Consider the following 17442-nt stretch of genomic DNA (forward strand, 5'->3'; position numbering starts at 1 on the left):
TACTTTAACCTTTTTTTTTAAAAATTTATTTAGTAAATCCTACAATAAGAGTACCGCTATTATTATCATGTATATCAAAACAATTTTTAATAAAGTTATCTGTAGATATGGAAGGTAAGCCCACGGTAAGACTTTTAACTACTTTTTCAAGATCATGATTGCTTACAAAATATTTAGAAGCGGGAGATACAATTAAATACTGTTTTTCACCAGTGTTACTTAGATTATCATATCTAACAAACGTGTCTGACAGGAATGTAACATTATTATCTTGATGTAATTCATCTAATTCTTCTTTGTCATATACCTCTTCACCAATAAGAATTCCTGAATCACTAATTAATGTAAGAGTAGGCTTTATGGATACATTCATAAATACTTCTTTGTCAATGTCTCGAATTATTACCAGGGCTTCATCTTCTTCTAATGCTTTTTCAACACCTTTGTTTATCAAGGGTATATTTTCGTGTATTCTTTCCTTTTCAAGTTTAAGTATTTCATTCTTCATTTTTCCAGTTACTATTTCAACACGTATAATATTCGCTTCACGTCTTATTAAATCTATAATTTCATAATCTCCTATCATAATAAAATACCTCTGCTGTCAATTATATAACGGGACATCATCCAGTTGTAAATCCTACTATTATAGGTATATAAAAGGAATCTTGTTTAATTCTATAACAATTAAGTACAAATTCTCTCACATAACTAGAGAATAAAGCAACAGATAAACTACTAACACAAGTATCACGAAGATTTTTACAAATAACCTCAGATGATACTTCTTTTAATAATAAAAATTTACCTTTATCAGGAGTATTAATTAATACTTTATTAGATTCAAAAAATTTCTCATATGAAGAATAATCTACTTCTTTAATTAATAATATAGCTTCTTCTTCTTTTAATGCAGTGTCTAATCCTTTATTAATCATAGGAATATTATTTTGTAATGTTTTGATTTCTAGATTCATGACATCGCTTTTCATCTTATCTGACATTAATTCAGCTCTAATAATATTGTTTTCATCTCTAATAATATCAAGTAAGTCGTATCTATTAGTCATATTACCACACATTAATCCTTAGATTTCTTATAATTAATTATTATAATTTGATAACTAAATAAATTTACGATTTACAGTTTTATTATTTATATTAAGAAGAAGTAATGATATTATTCAAATATTTAAAATTAGTTTTATTGTTTTTAGGGGTGAAGAGAAAATAAAAAATATCAAAAGAATGTAATAACTCTTTTGATTTAATATGGTTGTTTAATATTTAATTTTAGTAACTACGTCTATGTCAACTGCTTTAACAGTTTTTCTTCCAGCGTGTTTTGCTACTTTGATAGCATCTTCTGAAATATCGGTACCTATTTCTTCTAATACCTCTGTTAATGCAATTTTTGCTTCATCACTTACGCGTTCAGCTCCAGCGTTTTTAATAACTCTGCCCACAGGAGCTACTGGTATTTCTGTCATGAAAATTCACCTCCATTTTATAAAACATTCACGAATCTAAGGATTATCTTATTAAATTATAATTTCAATTCGTTATTTGTAATGAAATTCCTATATTATTTTATTTAAGTATCCTAATATTTAAATTTTCTATTATTTATTATTTCAATCAATAATTAGTTTTTATTAAGGGAATAATAAGTTTATTTCAAAAAATTCACATATTCTTAAGTATGTAATAATTTAAAGGAGTTCTACCCACTATTAATTTTGAATTTTTAAAAAATATCAGGGCGTTTTTTCTTTTAAATCCTAATTTTCGATAAGTTACGTTGTTTTTTTTTTAATAATTTGATTAATTGTATTTTTTTATTTTCTATAAAAAAGTATAAAAAATTCAGGGGGGGGGGGGTTGAAAATATAAAATTATAATGCTATAGGACCATTACTTGGATCTGAACCATATAATATATCACATATTTCATATAATTGGTCAATTCCACGTACTTCATGTGCCTGTAATGGTATTTCTGCTATAATTTGTCCTTCAAATTCTGCACGTATGGTATCTAAACGTTTTTCTTGTATTTCACGTCTAGCTTTACAGAAGTCACAATGATTATTGTCTGGTTGTATTTTATTAACAATTACTCCATCTGCTTTAATATTAGATTTAGCTAATGCATCCATTGCCCTGCTTGATTCAATAATTGACATTTCCTCGGGAATAAGTACGGTTTTAAATGTTGTTCTAGATGAATCTGTTAGTACATCTCTTGCTTCGATAATTTCTTTTTTCATATCCTCTAACTCAGCCATACTTTGTTCATTTTCGTCGTCAGAGCCCATGAATGGTATTATATTTTTTAGTTTATTAGCAGCAGCACCAAGTTTTTTTCTAGCTTTTATTAATCGTCCTACCCATGAATCCATCATTTCAGGGAATGATAGTAATCTGAGTGTGTGACCAGTAGGTGCTGTGTCAAATATAATCACATCATAATCATCAGTATTCATATATTGCATAAATTTATCAAATGATGCTATTTCATCAATACCTGGTGATGAACTCATCATATCCATTTGTTCAGAGAACATGTTTAAAGCGTCATTGTATTGTTGCTGGATTTGTATTTTATCTTTATATTCATCCATAGCTTTATCAGGGTCAATTTCTATTGCTTCAAGATTATGTACAATTGGTGTAGGTGTGTGTCTTATTTTTCTTTCAAAGGAATCACCAAGAGAGTGTGCCGGATCGGTTGATATTACTAATGTTTTTTTATCCATTCTTGCACACCATAATGCTGTTGCTGCAGATACTGTGGTTTTTCCTACTCCACCTTTACCTCCTATGAATATGAATGTTGTTTTATGTTTGTTGAATTTTACTAAATCTGTGAATGCCAAAGTTATCTCTCTCCATATAATATTATGCCTATATTTAAAAATTATTCAAATAATAAGTATATACTTTTATTCAATATATACTTATCATGGTTTTAATAAAATTCCTGTAACTTTTTAAGGATTCATTACTTTTATAATCTATAAAATAAATAATATTCATTAAGTGTAATTTAATTAGTGGATTGATATACATGATAGATTTACCTGATTTTGATGCAAAAGAATTTATAATGAGAACTTGTACATTTATAAAAAATAAGGTTGAGGAATCAAATTCTGATGGAGTTGTTGTAGGATTAAGTGGTGGAATAGATTCAACAGTAGTTGCAGCTTTAGCTGTTAAAGCATTAGGCTCAAGTCATGTTAGAGGATACATATTACCATCACTAACAACATCTGATCAAGATTTATTTGATGCAAAATTAATCAAAGAAGGATTAGACATAGAGACTGAGTACATTTCCATTGCAGATGTTTATGACCAGTTTTTAAAAACATGCGAGAACGATGAGTTACCACAAAAAAATAAATCATTAGCATCAGCTAACCTAAAACCTAGAATAAGAATGACAATATTATACTACTATGCTTCAATATATAACTCCTTAGTAATAGGTACAGGAAACAAAACAGAATTACAAATAGGATACTTCACAAAGTATGGTGATGGAGGAGTAGATTTACTACCAATAGGTGATTTATATAAAGAAGACGTTCGAAAAGTAGCAATAGAACTAGGAGTACCTGATTCAATAATCAATAAGGCACCAACAGCAGGACTATGGCCAGGACAAACAGATGAATCAGAATTAGGCATGACCTATCCAATTCTTGACAGAGTATTATACTTATACTTGGAAAAAAATTATGATTTAGATTATATTGCAGATATTCTTGAAATACCATCATCTGAGGTAGAACGTATAGTTAACATGGTTCATAATGCAGAACATAAAAGACAAATGGCACCAATATGTAATAAGTTCGAATTTAATGATGATGAAGATGATGAAGAATTCAATGTTTATGTAGATGATTACTAACATTAATGATTATGTAATCTGAATCATCACAATCTTTTTTTTTAAATAAATAATTATACTTTTTTTATCATATTTCACAGCCCATCTTTGTAAAAAAATAATATTAAAATTAAAATAGGTTCATGAAGATAAATATAACTATTATAAATTAATTTTTTCAGAATTATAACATTTCATGTATTATTATTTAATAAATAATATAACGGAGTTTAATCTATGGTAACAGATATAGAAAAGAAATGGCAAAAAAAATGGCAAGATGCTAAACTATTTGAATCAAACCCTGATGACAGGGAAAAAATGTATATAACAGTAGCATTCCCATATCCAAGTGGAGCAATGCACGTAGGACACGGAAGAACATACACAGTACCAGACGTCTATGCAAGATTTAAGAGAATGCAAGGATACAATGTATTATTCCCAATGGCATGGCACGTTACAGGAGCACCTGTAATAGGAATAGCAAAAAGAATAGAAAGAAAAGACCCATGGACAATTGACATATACAAAAATGTTCATAAAGTACCAGAGGATGAATTAAAGAAATTCGCTGACCCAGAATATATTGTAAAATACTTCAGTAGTGAATATCATGAAGACATGACTCACATGGGATATTCTATCGATTGGAGAAGAGAATTCAGAACAATTGATCCACATTATCAGCAATTTGTTAAATGGCAAATTAGAAAACTAAAAGATAAAAATCTTATACGTAAAGGATCACACCCTGTAAAATACTGTCCTGATGATGACAATCCAGTAGGTGACCATGACTTATTAGAAGGAGAAGGTGTAGGAATTAATGAATTAACATTAATCAAATTCCCATATGAGGATTGTTATCTAGTAGCAGCTACATTCAGACCTGAAACATTATATGGTGCTACTAACTTCTGGTTAAACCCTGATGCTGAATATGTTAAGGTAGAATATGAAGGAGAAAAATGGATTATTAGTAAACAATCTTATGGTAATATTATTCATCAGAAAGAATCTATGAAGATTATTGAAGATGTTGATCCTAAGGATTTCATAGGTAAATCTGTTGAAAATCCTATGACTCATGAGCAGTTACCAATATTCCCTGCATCATTCGTAGACCCTGATTATGCAACAGGAGTAGTATTCTCAGTACCAGCACACGCACCAGCAGATTACATAGCATTAGAAGACATTAAAAAAGACACAGAAACAATAGAAAAATACAACCTACAGGAACAAATAGACAACATAAAAATAATAAGTCTAGTAAACCTAAAAGGATACTCAGAATTCCCAGCAAAAGACTTCTTAAAACAATTCAATGTAACAAGCCAAGGTGATGAAAACCTAAAAGAAGCAACCAATGAAATCTACAAAAAAGAACATGCAAAAGGAATAATGAACGCTAACACTGGTGAATTCGAAGGAAGAAAAGTATCTGAAGTAAGAGATGACGTAATAGAAAAACTAACCAATGAAGGAATAGCAGATAAATTATACGAATTCGCAGAAAAACCAGTAATCTGCAGATGTGGCGCAAAATGTGTAGTAAAAGAACTACATGACCAATGGTTCGTAAAATATTCTGATGAAGAATGGACTAAGAAAGCATATGAATGTCTTGAACAATTAGAAGTAGTACCAAAAGAGATAAGGTCAAACTTCGAATACTACCTTGGCTGGTTAGAAGATTGGGCATGTTCAAGAAGATTAGGATTAGGTACACACATGCCATGGGATAAAAAATGGTTAATAGAACCATTAACAGATTCAACAATTTACATGTCCTACTACACAATAGCTAAATACATGAAAGATATCAATCCTGAAGATTTAAACGATGCTTTCTTCAACAAAGTATTCCTAAACCAAGATGGAGCAAATGATGGTTCCGTAAATAAAATACCAGCAGAATTAACAGAACAAATACAAAAAGAATTCCAATACTGGTACCCACTAAACTGGAGATTATCAGCAAAAGATTTAGTAGGAAACCACTTATCATTCACAATGTTCCACCACTCAGCAATATTCCCTAAACATTACTGGCCAAAAGGAATAACAGTCTTTGGTATGGGATTACTAGAAGGACAGAAAATGTCCTCATCCAAAGGAAACGTAATATTACTAAGTGAAGCAATAGATAAATACGGAGCAGATACAGTAAGATTATTCTTAATGTCATCAGCAGAACCATGGCAAGACTTCGACTGGAGAGAAACAGAAGTAAACGGTATACAAAGAAGACTTGAAGCAATCCAGGAATTCCCAGAAAAAGTAGAAAAAATAATAGGCGAACCATTAAAATTATCTCTTGAAAACGAAATACCAAAAGTAGAAAAACCTATCAATAAATGGATAATTAGTCAAATCAACAGAAAAATAGAAGTAGCAACAGAAGCACTAGAAGGTTTCCAGACAAGAAAAGCATTACAAGCAAGCCTATTCCTATTTAGAAAAGATGTGGACCACTACATTAACAGAATAACAACAATAACAGATGAAGAAAAACAAACACTAACATACATTGTCAACACATGGATAAGATTATTATCACCATTTATACCATACACTACAGAGGAGATATGGGACCAATACAACGATGATGATATATTCATGTCTTCCATAGCATGGCCTAAAGCAGATGAATCAGTAATTGATGAAAAAATAGAGAAAAGTGAAGAAATAGTCTTAGATTTAGCAAAAGATATTAAAGAGATTATAAAAATCACTAAAGCAACACCAAAAACTGTACATCTATACACAGCTCCAACATGGAAATATGAAGTATACAACATTGCACAAGAAGTAGGTAAACCAAATATTGGTGAAATAATACACAGAGCAATGGATGCTAATTTATATGATAATAAGAAAGAATTATCTAAGTTTGCTACTAAAACAGGTAAAACATTTAATAAAATAAATTATGTCGGACAGTTAGATGAAGTATCTATCATAAATAATGCTAAAAATTATTTAGAAAATGAAATAGGTGCTGAAATCAAAGTATATGATGAACCAACATATGATCCACAGAAAAAAGCACAAAATGCTTCACCATATAAGCCAGCAATATACTTAGAGTAAATTTATTTCATAATATGATGAAATAATTCTTTTAACTCTTTTTTATTATTTTTTTACATAATCATTAAACGAAAAATTTAATATTAACTACAAACAAATAATAATATAGTATTTTATACTAAACTATTCTAACAAAATTATAGTAATATATGCCTTGATAGTGTAGCGGATATCACGAGGGACTGCGGATCCCTTTACCCGGGTTCAAATCCCGGTCAGGGCACTAGACTAAATCTTTTTTTATCAATAATTATTTTCACATAATCTTATTATAATTATAAAACATAACTGTATACTTATTCTATAATATTTATTTTTCAAGATATTCCCTCAGGAATTATTACTATTTATAATAGATTAATCAAATTATTAATTATAATATAAAATTATTTATGAGTGATGAGTGTATGACAAAAATAGGTATAGTTGAAGTAAAAGGAATATTAACATTATATGAAAATTTTGGACATCTACCTACTAACATAGTAAAAGCAGATGGAACTATAGAAAATGGAAAAAAGGCACATGAAGAGGTAGATGGTCTTATAATTCCTGGAGGTACACTTTTAGAATCCGAGACAATGACACCTGAATTAGCAGAGGAAATCAATCTAATAAATGATAATGATGGATTTATTCTAGGAATGTGTGCAGGTTTCCAAATACTTGCAAAACATACAGATGTAGGAAGAAATTCACCAGTTCCAATAATAAGGGATGGATTAGGATTACTCGATGTTACATTTGGTCCATTAATCAATACTAACAGAGTAAATGCAGATATTGTAGATGATACAACAATTTTTACTAAAGGCCTAAAAGGAGAACAAGTAAAAGGTTTCCACTGTCATACATATGGAAATATTGAATCTAATGATAAAAACGTATTATATTCAAATATTGAAAGATCAAACTACAAATATAAACCACAGAGAATTCTCTCAGGAGTTGCTAATAAGAAAGGAAATATATTAGGAACAACAGTTCATGATTTACTAGATAACAATCAGGCAGTAGTTAATAATATACTAGAATATATTGATGCAGTAGATGAATATGAAAATATTAAAAGAAGAAATAAAGAATTATCAGATAAAGTATTCAAAGAAATAGCTATTGAAACAAATAATATAGCACCACCACGTAAACAACATCCTGATAATCCACCAATGATCATGTTAATGGGTACAGGTTCCGAATCTGGTAAAACATTCCTAGCAAGTGGTATAGTTGGAGCACTAAGAGAAAAAGGAATTCATACCTATGTTATAAAAGTCGGACCAGATATACGTGATTTATCCCCATCATTATATGTCAATAAGGAAAAATTACATGATTATGCATCAATTCAAATAAGTAATATTGGATGGACACCTCTTGAACAAGTAATAGAGGATGTTAAAGGAAAAGGTTATGATTTAGTACTGGTTGAAGGTGTTATGAGTGCAGCTACAGGATTATTAAATAAAAAAACACCATTTTCAACAGCAGAAGTAGCATATGCTGGTAACATACCTGTTATAATGGTATCTAGTGTAAATAAGGGTGGTATTGAAACAGCAGCTATTGATATTGAAGCACATATTGAACTACTTAATAAAATGAATATAGAAACTAAAGGTATTATTCTTAATCAGACTTACGACCCAAGTATAGTAGAAGAGGTAACAGAATTTCTCTCTAATAAAACTGGATTAGATAAAGATAACATATGGAGTATCAGTAAAGCTAAAGTTGAAAATAAGGGAAGAGTTCCTGAGGATTACCTTCAATTAGAAAACTTCACAGAGGCAGCTATGAACGTAGTTAAAAAAGATCTTGATGTTATGAAGTTTGTAGAATTAGCACAGCAACCTGAATTTAGAGGTTACTTATCCTATGAGGAAATCTGTGATTTATATAAAAAATAGAATATTGATTTAAAAAAAGAATTGGAGTATAGAAAGGGAATTTAATTATTCTTCTTAAATTCCTTGTATGCTTCTATTATTTCATCTCCACTTATGAAGACATGGTTATTTTCTTCAGCATATTTTCTTGTCTCAGATACGGGCATTGATTTTCCATTGTCTCCAATCATTTCACAGCATACACCAACTGGTTCAAGGCCAGCCATTTCTAGAAGAGCTACTGTTAGTTCTGTGTGTCCTTCTCTTGTTAGTACAGCATCTTTTTCTGCTCTTAGTAATGTTACATGTCCTGGTGCTCTGAAGTATTTACCAAATTCTTTTTGTTTACCTGCTTTACATAGTAATGCTAATTCGCGTTCTGTTTTTGCTCTGTCATCGTCAGGTATTCCAGTGTAGGTTTCTCTGTGATTTACTGTTATACTGAAAGCTGATTTTTCATCATAGGATATATCATTAGGGTATAATTCTTCTAAAACAGGGTATTTGTCATATGCTTCTTTTAGAATATCTACCATGAATGGTATTCCTAGTTTATCACAGTTCTCACTAGATACAGGCATACATACTAGTCCACCAGCATGTTTACGAATTGTTGTCATTTTTGCTGTGGTCATAAATTCTGCTGCTGCAATCATGTCTGTTTCACTTTCACGATCGTCGCTATCATAGATTAGTACTATTTCTCCATTTTTTATTGCTTTAATTGCTTCTTTTATCATATATTTTACCTTGATTATTTTTTTGGATTTTTGTTTAGGTATGAATTATATTTCATCTTTTATATTTGCTATTTTCTTTTCAAGAGTTCCTTGTTTTATAATCATACTTAAAACATTTGATAAATGTAACATGTTGTCAACTACTACAAGATGTTTTGCTTGTAGCAATGAATATATTGTTTTTATGTCTGCTGATGGTATATCAAATGTTTCTCCATCATAGCTTTCCCATGTTGTTGTATATTTATTGTCTTGGTTTTGATTTTTGTATAATTTCACTTCTTTAGGATAAGCTTTTATAATAGTTTTATCTGATTGTTCTATTGGTTCGGTTATTTTCTCTTGTTTGATTGTAGAGATTTGTATTATTTTCTCTGTTGGAATAATTTTAAGATATTGGTTTTCACCAATTTTTCTTATCATAGATTTGTTTACTGTTCCACTTGATACTAGTTCATAGTTATTTTCCAATTTGTATCCCTCCCGGAATACACATAATAATTCATAGTTTTCGTCTGTTAATCTGTTTTTGATATCCCCATTAGAGTATAAAAAAATATCATTATAATTAACATGTATTATTAATATTATTTTTCACATTCTTTTTTAATATTCTTTATTATTATATATTTTCCAGTTTTTCTTTATTCATTTATTTCTAGGATAACTGTCGTTCCATCTTTAAGATTCATTGTTTCTCTTAATTTTTCATTGGATATGAACTCTAGTGTGTTTGTAGTATACACAGTTTTCACTGGAAATAGTATTGCTCCTTCTTTGGTAATTGTTTTATTTTTGTCAGTTAATACAGCATAGAGGAAGTAGACATCTCCTAATGTTTCATCTCCATCTATTTTCTTTAATTTTTCTGATAATTTACCGTTAATATCTAAAGTAATATCATTTTTTAGTTTAATATTTAAAGTACCTTTATAGGGTATGAATCCTAGTTTATCCATGTATTGTTTATGATATACTTCTTTTTCTATGAATTCACCAGCTTCCTGTAATCCTGAGGTTACTATACCTTCTATTTCTTTCATTTCCCTTTTATACTCCCTTTCGAACTGATTTTTTATTATGAATTTTTAATTTATATAATTTTATTTATCTTGAATTATATACATAGTATTAATTTATATCAAATTATTTTAATTAAATTATCTTTATAGAAAAACATGTAAATTCATGTTTTCAATGGAGGAAAAAAACAAGATGAATATTCGAATAGCATTGCCTTCTAAAGGTCGTATAAGTGGTCCTGCAGTAGAATTACTAGAAAAGGCAGGTATAGGATTAACCGATAATTCTAATAGAAAACTTTTTTCTAATACATTTGATCCTGAAATTAGTGTAATGTTCACTAGAGCTGCTGATATTCCAGAATATGTTGCTGATGGTGCAGCTGATATGGGTATCACTGGTTACGATTTAATTAGGGAGACTAATTCTGATGTTGAAATTTTAGAAGACTTGAAATTTGGTTCTACAAGATTAGTAATAGCAGCTCCAGAAGATTCTGATTTTAAAACAGTTGATGATTTAAGTAATGTTAAAACTGTTGCTACAGAATTCCCATGGTTAACCCAGGATTACTTTAAAAGTAAGGGTGTTACTCCAAAAATTCTATCACTATCTGGTGCTACAGAGGTTGCTCCTCTAATTGGTGTTGCTGATGTAATCAGTGATTTAACAAGTACAGGGACAACACTTAAGATGAATCACCTACGTGAAATAGATACAATTCTTAACAGTTCTGTTAGACTTATCGCTAACAAGGATAGTGTGAAAGAAAAATATGATAAAATTGAAGCTATTAGAACTGGAATAATAGGAGTGCTACATGCAGACCATAAGAAATTAATAATGGTTAATGTAGCAAAATCTGACCTAGAAGCTGTTAGAGAAGCAATGCCGGGTATGGGTGGACCTACAGTATCAGAAATATTTGGTTCTGATGATACCGTTGCTGTTCACTCTGTAATCTCAGAGGACGATGTTTTCGAAACAATAAATAAACTACGTAAAATTGGTGCTCGTGACTTACTAGTACTACCTATTGAAAGAATACTTGAACAGTAACCATGTAGTGTTAAAAATGAAGTATATTAGATATGAACTAGAAGATGAGAACTATGTAGGTATTTTAGATGATGATATTATTCATCGTCTAAATTATTCATCAATATTATCTGCAGTTGAATCTGAGGAAAATCTAGAGTATGCCTGTGTAGATGATAAGATAACTGATGTGAATATATTACCACCAACCAATCCCTCAAAAATAGTGTGTATTGGATTGAATTATAAAGATCATGCTGAAGAATTCAACATGGAACTACCACAGGAACCATTATTATTTATAAAACCTTCAACAAGTATCATAGGATGCTATGATAATATAATATATCCTGATAGTAGTAATAAACTAGATTTTGAAGGAGAACTAGGCATAGTAATATTAGATAAAATTGATAAAAACACGTTAGATATTCATATTGGTTATACAATAATAAATGATGTAACTGCAAGAGACTTACAGCAGAAGGATGGTCAATGGACTCGTTCAAAGAGTTTTGACACATTCTGTCCATGTGGTCCAGTAGTATCAACTAATATTAATCCATCAAATCTACACATACAATCAAAAGTAAATGAACAAATTAAACAAGATTCGAATACAAAGAACATGATTTTTTCTCCAATAGAATTAGTTAAGTACATATCTAATATCATGACATTGAATCCTGGAGATTTAATTGCTACAGGCACACCTCCCGGTGTAGATCATCTACAGAAAAATGATGTTGTAACAATCACAATAGAAGAAATTGGAAGTTTAATAAATATTGTAAAATAAAATATTAGGGGTTTTATTCATGGAAATTAAAGAATATACATGTGATATACTTGTTATAGGCTCTGGTGGAGCTGGTTGTAAATGTGCAATAATAGCTAGACAAAATGATCAGGATGTAATAGTAGTATCTAAAGGATTAACCTTCAAATCTGGATGTACTATGTTAGCAGAAGGAGGATATAATGCCGTATTTGGTTATGTTGATGAAGAAGATTCACTACAATTACACATTCAGGATACACTAAAAGGTGGAGGATTCCTAAACGATTTAAACCTAATACATAAACTAGTAACAGAAGCTCCTGCAAGACTAGTAGAACTAGAAAAATATGGTTCACTTTTTGATAGACAAGAAGATGGCCGATTAAACCAACGAGCATTCGGAGGACAAACATACCGTAGAACCTGCTTCAAGGGTGATGAAACAGGTCATGAAATGATGGTTGGATTAAGACAGGAAGTTATACGAGAAGGAGTAAAAACTCACGGCGAAGTAATGATAACTAAATTACTATACGATGAAGCACATGAAAGAATCGTTGGAGCAATGGGAATCTCCCTAAAAGATAGTTCAATTGTAATATATCATTCAAAAGCTACTGTAATAGCTGCAGGTGGATGTGGATGGTTATATCCTGTAACCTCAAATGCCGTGCAAAAAACTGGTGATGGAATAGTAATGGCATATGAGGCAGGTGCTGATGTGATGGATATGGAAATGGTACAATTCCATCCAACAGGAATGTTATCACCAAAATCAAGAAGAGGTGTGCTAATAACAGAAGCAGTACGTGGTGAAGGAGGATATCTTTTAAACAAGAATAATGAACGTTTTATGATTAACTATGATCCACGTCAGGAACTTGCAACAAGGGATATTGTAGCAAGAGCAATATACACGGAAATACAGGAAGGCCGTGGAACTGACAATGGTGGAGTATACTTATCAGTTACACATTTACCTGATGAACAAGTAAATACTAAACTAAGAACCATGGTAAGACAATTCAAAGATATTGGAGTAGACATAACTAAAGAGCCAATGGTAGTAGCACCAACAGCTCATCATTTCATGGGCGGAATCAGAATTAACACTGACTGTGAAACAAACATCAAAGGATTATATGCAGCTGGTGAATCAACTTCTGGTGTCCATGGAGCAAATAGATTAGGGGGTAATGCACTAGCAGATACACAGGTATTTGGTAATGCTGCAGGACTTAAATCATCTGAACAAGCAAAACAGACAGAATTTGCAGACCCTGATGAAGATGAAATTAAAGAAGAAATTTCAAGAATAAACTCATTATATGGTGATGGAACATACAGGCCAATGGATCTTAAAAAGGAGATACAGGATGTTATGTGGAAGTATGTTGCTATTGTCAGAGATGAGGAGGGTCTAAAAACAGCACAGACAAAACTTGATGAGATTGACAAAAAAGCTAATGATATGAAAGTTTCAGAGATTCCTGAATTTAATGAGGATATTATTGTAGCACTTGAAATTAAAAGCATGATAAAACTTGCAAGGTTAATTATTCAATCAGCTCTTCTTAGAAAGGAGAGTAGAGGTGCTCATTTCCGTAGTGATTATCCTGAAACTAATGATGGGGAATATCTTAAAAGTTTCATATTAAATAAAAATGGTGAAGTTAAAACTGTTAAACGTGGATTATTTGATTAAGTAATATAACTAAACCCCTCACATATTCCACTTTTTTTCATAATATTTTTTTTTAGAAATAGTTCTATTATTTTATAAGATAAAATTATATTTTGGTGGATATTTAATTTAATTCTATAAAAAAAGGAGTAGGATAAGTAATTGAATAATCTAATTATTATTCTAATTATCTTATTTTCCCATCACATGATTTTTACTAAAAGTGTACTATTTATAATTAATTATTTTCAAGAGCACTCATTGTTTTTATAACTTTATAATCTTCTTCTGGTTTTGCTTGTAGTTGTATTCCTACTGGTATATCATCTACTAATCCTGCTTTCATACTACCTGCAGGTATACCTGTAATGTTTGCTAGTACAGTTAGTACATCATATGCATACATGTCCATTGGGTCTAATTGGTCACCAATTTTATGAGGTAATTTTGGTACAGTTGGGCCTGCAATTATATCCACATTATCTAGTAGGTCATTGAAGTCATTACGTATGAGTGATCTTGCTTGTAATGCTTTTTTATAGTATTTACCACTGAATTCTTTTTGACTTATGTATGAACCAATCTGAATTCTACGGGATACTTCTGGTCCACATACTTCTTCAATTCTTTCTCCATATTTACGTCCGTCATATTTTCTAGTTGCTGAGAAGAATTCCACATAGTTTATTAAGTAATATGTTGGAAGTCCAAGTGTTATGTCTTCAAATGTTAATTCTTTGATTTCTGCTCCTAGATTTGATAATGTGTCTATTGATTGGTTTATTTTGTTATTTATTTTATCATCGGTAACATCCATGAATTCTTTTACAACACCCACTGTCATGTCGTCTAGGGATGTGTTACTTGCATATGGTAGGAATTCAGGGGTTTCTTTTTTCATTGTTGTTGGGTCGTATGGGTCATATCCTGTTATAACATCTAATATTAATGCAATTCCAGTAACGTCTTTTGCTAGTGGTCCTATTTGGTCGAGACTCATTGCAAGGTCAAGTAATCCTTGTCTAGATACCAGTCCATATGTTGGTTTAAATCCGATTACTCCACAGTGTGATGCAGGGTTTCTTATTGAACCACCAGTATCTGAACCTAATGCTATATCACACATTCCAGATGCTATTGCTGCTGCTGATCCTCCACTGGAACCTCCCGGTATATGTCCTGGTGCTGATGGGTTATCTGTAGGTCCATACATTGATGTTTCTGTAGAACTTCCTGCTGCAAATTCGTCCATGTTTGTTAATCCAATGATTACTCCATCTTCTTCTTGTATCTTATTAATTACTGTTGCATTGTAACTTCCAATATAATCTTTTAGTGTTGGTGATGCTGCGGAAATTATATAATCTTCTACGTTTATATTACTTTTAATACCAATTACTAGTCCTGCTAATTTTCCTGTTTCTTCACCATTTTTTATTCTTTTATCAATATCTTCTGCAACTTTCTGTGCTCGTGGTAAGTCTGTTTCTACAAATGCATTGATATCATCATTTTTTTCTTCGATAACATTATACATCTGTTCTAGGTTCTCTGTTGCTGTTAGTTCTTGATTTTTTATTGAGTTGACTTTATCTATTATTTTCATGTGTTCACCTTTAGTAAATTAATGAAATGTTCTATCTTTATATGTTTAATATATCTAGTTGACTAAATTAATATAATTTAATATATTAATTTCATTTCTTTGTGTATATTTTTATTGAATAATTATATTCTTGTTAAATTATATGATAATGTTAATTGTACTGTACTGTATTATTGAGCTTTATTTTTTTAAAATAATTGGGTCAAGTTTATAAAGACTAAAAGTTATATATTATACTAATAACAAGATTGTGCTTGTGAAAAAATAATATGCAATTAATGTAAATAGTCTTATACTCACATATAAACTATTTTTAACATTGATCTTTTTTAATGTATAACTAGTGCAAACTTGTTAATTAATTGAAACATTTAACAATAATAATGTTTAACATTAAAAAATAACTGAGTTTTAAACTCATATAATATATATATTATAAAAGGTGAACACATGGATCTTATAGAAAATTTAAAAGCAGCATTAAACGGTGAAGAAGTAGAAAAAGTACCAGCAATAAGTGCAACTGCAGCAGCAGTTGAAGAAGCATTCCCAGCAGCAGGTGTAACATGGCCAGATGCACACAAAGATGCAGAACAAATGGCAAAATTAGGTGTTTCATTACACGAGCAAGTTGGATTAGAATGTGCTAGAATACCTTTCGATTTAACAGCTGAAGCAGAAGCATTCGGTTGTGAAGTAGATTTAGGTGACATGGAAAACACTCCTACATTAAGATCAAACGCTCCAATAGATGACCCAGACGATTTAGAAGTACCTGATGATTTTGTAAACAATGGTAGATTACCTGTTATATTAAAATCAATTGAAATATTAAAAAATGAATACCCTGATGTACCTGTAGTAGTAGGTATGGCTGGTCCTTTCACATTAACCGGTCACTTATTAGGTGTAGAAGATTTAGTAAAAATGTTAAAAACAGACAGTTTCGTAGTAGAAGATGCAGTAGATGTTGCATTAGAAGCACAAATCGAATTAGTTGATGCTTTCAATGAAAGTGGAGTAGACGTAATTTGTGTAGCAGACCCAACATCTTCACCAGAATTATTAGACCCTAATGATTTCAGTGAATTTGCACAACCTGCATTAGAAGACTTATCTGCTGAAATGGAAATGGAAAGTATTCTCCACATTTGTGGTAACTCAAGACCTATTCTTGAAGACATGTTAGATTGTGGATTCAACGGAATATCTGTAGAAGAAGCAGTAAACATGGAAGAAGCTCAAGAATTAAGAGCAGATATTGATGCAGATACTGTAATGGTTGGTAACATATCAACAAGTCAAACATTATTCAGTAAAACCCCTGCAGATGTAAAAGCTGAAGTAACACAAGCATTAGAAAGAGGTACAAACGTATTAGCACCAAGTTGTGGTATTGCACCTAAATCACCTTTAGCTAACTTAAAAGCATTTGTAGAAGCAAGAGATGAATTTTATCAATAAGTAGTTTAACTACTTATCATCTTTTTTTTTTAAATTTAATCTTTTTTTATTAGCAGTATTTTTTTTTTTTAATTTGTAATCAATTATTCTAATCTTATTATTTATTATCAAAAAGAATTTATCGTTTTCATCTATATTATTTTAATTATAGAATATTTTAAATTATATTAAAAGTTACTTCTTTAAAATTAATTTATTGAATTACTTCTTTGATTAT

Annotated in this window: 15 protein-coding genes and 1 tRNA gene; 8 read left to right on the top strand and 8 right to left on the bottom strand. The window is 30.5% G+C overall.

Translation table 11 applies throughout. The annotated features are described in order from the left end of the window. Positions 1-25 precede the first annotated feature (25 nt). From OTK55_RS03745 to OTK55_RS03760, 4 genes are all read right to left on the bottom strand, one after another. Positions 26-586: a hypothetical protein gene (locus OTK55_RS03745; protein ID WP_274870686.1), complete on the bottom strand. Its 561-nt coding sequence runs from the start codon at positions 584-586 to the stop codon at positions 26-28. A gap of 37 nt (positions 587-623) precedes the next feature. After that, positions 624-1070, bottom strand: coding sequence for a hypothetical protein (locus tag OTK55_RS03750; RefSeq protein ID WP_274870687.1), 447 nt, complete (start codon positions 1068-1070; stop codon positions 624-626). 210 nt (positions 1071-1280) lie between these two features. Beyond that, the gene (locus OTK55_RS03755) at positions 1281-1490 is read right to left on the bottom strand and encodes a histone family protein (protein WP_274870688.1); all 210 of its coding nucleotides are present in this window, start codon (positions 1488-1490) and stop codon (positions 1281-1283) included. 405 nt (positions 1491-1895) lie between these two features. Beyond that, the gene (locus OTK55_RS03760; RefSeq protein WP_274870689.1) at positions 1896-2879 is read right to left on the bottom strand and encodes an ArsA family ATPase; all 984 of its coding nucleotides are present in this window, start codon (positions 2877-2879) and stop codon (positions 1896-1898) included. Between the two features lie 191 nt (positions 2880-3070). Here OTK55_RS03760 and OTK55_RS03765 point away from each other — a divergent pair, with 191 nt between their 5' ends. From OTK55_RS03765 to OTK55_RS03780, 4 genes are all read left to right on the top strand, one after another. Continuing rightward, on the top strand, positions 3071-3922 hold the full coding sequence (locus OTK55_RS03765; RefSeq protein ID WP_274870690.1) for an NAD+ synthase: 852 nt from the start codon (positions 3071-3073) through the stop codon (positions 3920-3922). A gap of 216 nt (positions 3923-4138) precedes the next feature. Then, positions 4139-7000 carry a leucine--tRNA ligase gene (leuS, locus tag OTK55_RS03770; RefSeq protein ID WP_274870691.1) on the top strand — a complete coding sequence of 954 codons (2862 nt, stop codon included), beginning with the start codon at positions 4139-4141 and terminating at the stop codon, positions 6998-7000. Positions 7001-7151: 151 nt separating this feature from the next. Then, positions 7152-7223, top strand: a tRNA-Arg gene (locus OTK55_RS03775). Between the two features lie 184 nt (positions 7224-7407). After that, entirely contained in the window at positions 7408-8910 is a 1503-nt protein-coding gene (locus OTK55_RS03780; RefSeq protein WP_274870692.1) for an AAA family ATPase, read from the top strand. Between the two features lie 41 nt (positions 8911-8951). Here the strand turns inward: OTK55_RS03780 and ribB are convergent, their stop codons facing one another. The 3 genes from ribB to OTK55_RS03795 all read right to left on the bottom strand — a co-directional run bounded on the left by ribB (position 8952) and on the right by OTK55_RS03795 (position 10672). Then, on the bottom strand, positions 8952-9629 hold the full coding sequence (ribB, locus tag OTK55_RS03785) for a 3,4-dihydroxy-2-butanone-4-phosphate synthase (protein WP_274870693.1): 678 nt from the start codon (positions 9627-9629) through the stop codon (positions 8952-8954). Positions 9630-9674: 45 nt separating this feature from the next. Beyond that, positions 9675-10100 carry a hypothetical protein gene (locus OTK55_RS03790; protein ID WP_274870694.1) on the bottom strand — a complete coding sequence of 142 codons (426 nt, stop codon included), beginning with the start codon at positions 10098-10100 and terminating at the stop codon, positions 9675-9677. A 173-nt stretch (positions 10101-10273) separates the two neighbouring features. Next, positions 10274-10672 (bottom strand): CTP-dependent riboflavin kinase, encoded by a 399-nt coding sequence (locus OTK55_RS03795; RefSeq protein ID WP_274870695.1) that lies wholly within the window; start codon positions 10670-10672, stop codon positions 10274-10276. Between the two features lie 172 nt (positions 10673-10844). Between OTK55_RS03795 and hisG the strand changes: the two genes are divergently transcribed. The 3 genes from hisG to tfrA are packed head-to-tail and all read left to right on the top strand — an operon-like array spanning position 10845 to position 14176. Beyond that, positions 10845-11711 (top strand): ATP phosphoribosyltransferase, encoded by an 867-nt coding sequence (gene hisG, locus OTK55_RS03800; protein ID WP_274871764.1) that lies wholly within the window; start codon positions 10845-10847, stop codon positions 11709-11711. 16 nt (positions 11712-11727) lie between these two features. Continuing rightward, positions 11728-12489, top strand: coding sequence for a fumarylacetoacetate hydrolase family protein (locus OTK55_RS03805; protein ID WP_274870696.1), 762 nt, complete (start codon positions 11728-11730; stop codon positions 12487-12489). 19 nt (positions 12490-12508) lie between these two features. After that, on the top strand, positions 12509-14176 hold the full coding sequence (gene tfrA, locus OTK55_RS03810; protein WP_274870697.1) for a fumarate reductase (CoM/CoB) subunit TfrA: 1668 nt from the start codon (positions 12509-12511) through the stop codon (positions 14174-14176). A gap of 217 nt (positions 14177-14393) precedes the next feature. Here the strand turns inward: tfrA and gatA are convergent, their stop codons facing one another. Then, positions 14394-15761: an Asp-tRNA(Asn)/Glu-tRNA(Gln) amidotransferase subunit GatA gene (gatA, locus tag OTK55_RS03815; protein WP_274870698.1), complete on the bottom strand. Its 1368-nt coding sequence runs from the start codon at positions 15759-15761 to the stop codon at positions 14394-14396. A gap of 450 nt (positions 15762-16211) precedes the next feature. Here gatA and mtaA point away from each other — a divergent pair, with 450 nt between their 5' ends. After that, entirely contained in the window at positions 16212-17225 is a 1014-nt protein-coding gene (gene mtaA, locus OTK55_RS03820) for a methylcobamide:CoM methyltransferase MtaA (RefSeq protein ID WP_274870699.1), read from the top strand. Positions 17226-17442 lie beyond the last annotated feature (217 nt).

The sequence above is a fragment of the Candidatus Methanosphaera massiliense genome (assembly GCF_028890305.1).
In the GTDB taxonomy this organism is placed as follows: domain Archaea; phylum Methanobacteriota; class Methanobacteria; order Methanobacteriales; family Methanobacteriaceae; genus Methanosphaera; species Methanosphaera massiliense.

What these genes read in the sequence shown, in the direction of transcription:
- OTK55_RS03745 (WP_274870686.1), bottom strand. Translation starts at nt 586, where the DNA reads ATGATAGGAGATTATGAAATTATAGATTTAATAAGACGTGAAGCGAAT.
- OTK55_RS03805 (WP_274870696.1), top strand. Translation starts at nt 11,728, where the DNA reads ATGAAGTATATTAGATATGAACTAGAAGATGAGAACTATGTAGGTATT.
- OTK55_RS03750 (WP_274870687.1), bottom strand. Translation starts at nt 1,070, where the DNA reads ATGACTAATAGATACGACTTACTTGATATTATTAGAGATGAAAACAAT.
- gatA (WP_274870698.1), bottom strand. Translation starts at nt 15,761, where the DNA reads ATGAAAATAATAGATAAAGTCAACTCAATAAAAAATCAAGAACTAACA.
- leuS (WP_274870691.1), top strand. Translation starts at nt 4,139, where the DNA reads ATGGTAACAGATATAGAAAAGAAATGGCAAAAAAAATGGCAAGATGCT.
- OTK55_RS03780 (WP_274870692.1), top strand. Translation starts at nt 7,408, where the DNA reads ATGACAAAAATAGGTATAGTTGAAGTAAAAGGAATATTAACATTATAT.
- hisG (WP_274871764.1), top strand. Translation starts at nt 10,845, where the DNA reads ATGAATATTCGAATAGCATTGCCTTCTAAAGGTCGTATAAGTGGTCCT.
- OTK55_RS03755 (WP_274870688.1), bottom strand. Translation starts at nt 1,490, where the DNA reads ATGACAGAAATACCAGTAGCTCCTGTGGGCAGAGTTATTAAAAACGCT.
- OTK55_RS03765 (WP_274870690.1), top strand. Translation starts at nt 3,071, where the DNA reads ATGATAGATTTACCTGATTTTGATGCAAAAGAATTTATAATGAGAACT.
- ribB (WP_274870693.1), bottom strand. Translation starts at nt 9,629, where the DNA reads ATGATAAAAGAAGCAATTAAAGCAATAAAAAATGGAGAAATAGTACTA.
- tfrA (WP_274870697.1), top strand. Translation starts at nt 12,509, where the DNA reads ATGGAAATTAAAGAATATACATGTGATATACTTGTTATAGGCTCTGGT.
- mtaA (WP_274870699.1), top strand. Translation starts at nt 16,212, where the DNA reads ATGGATCTTATAGAAAATTTAAAAGCAGCATTAAACGGTGAAGAAGTA.
- OTK55_RS03795 (WP_274870695.1), bottom strand. Translation starts at nt 10,672, where the DNA reads ATGAAAGAAATAGAAGGTATAGTAACCTCAGGATTACAGGAAGCTGGT.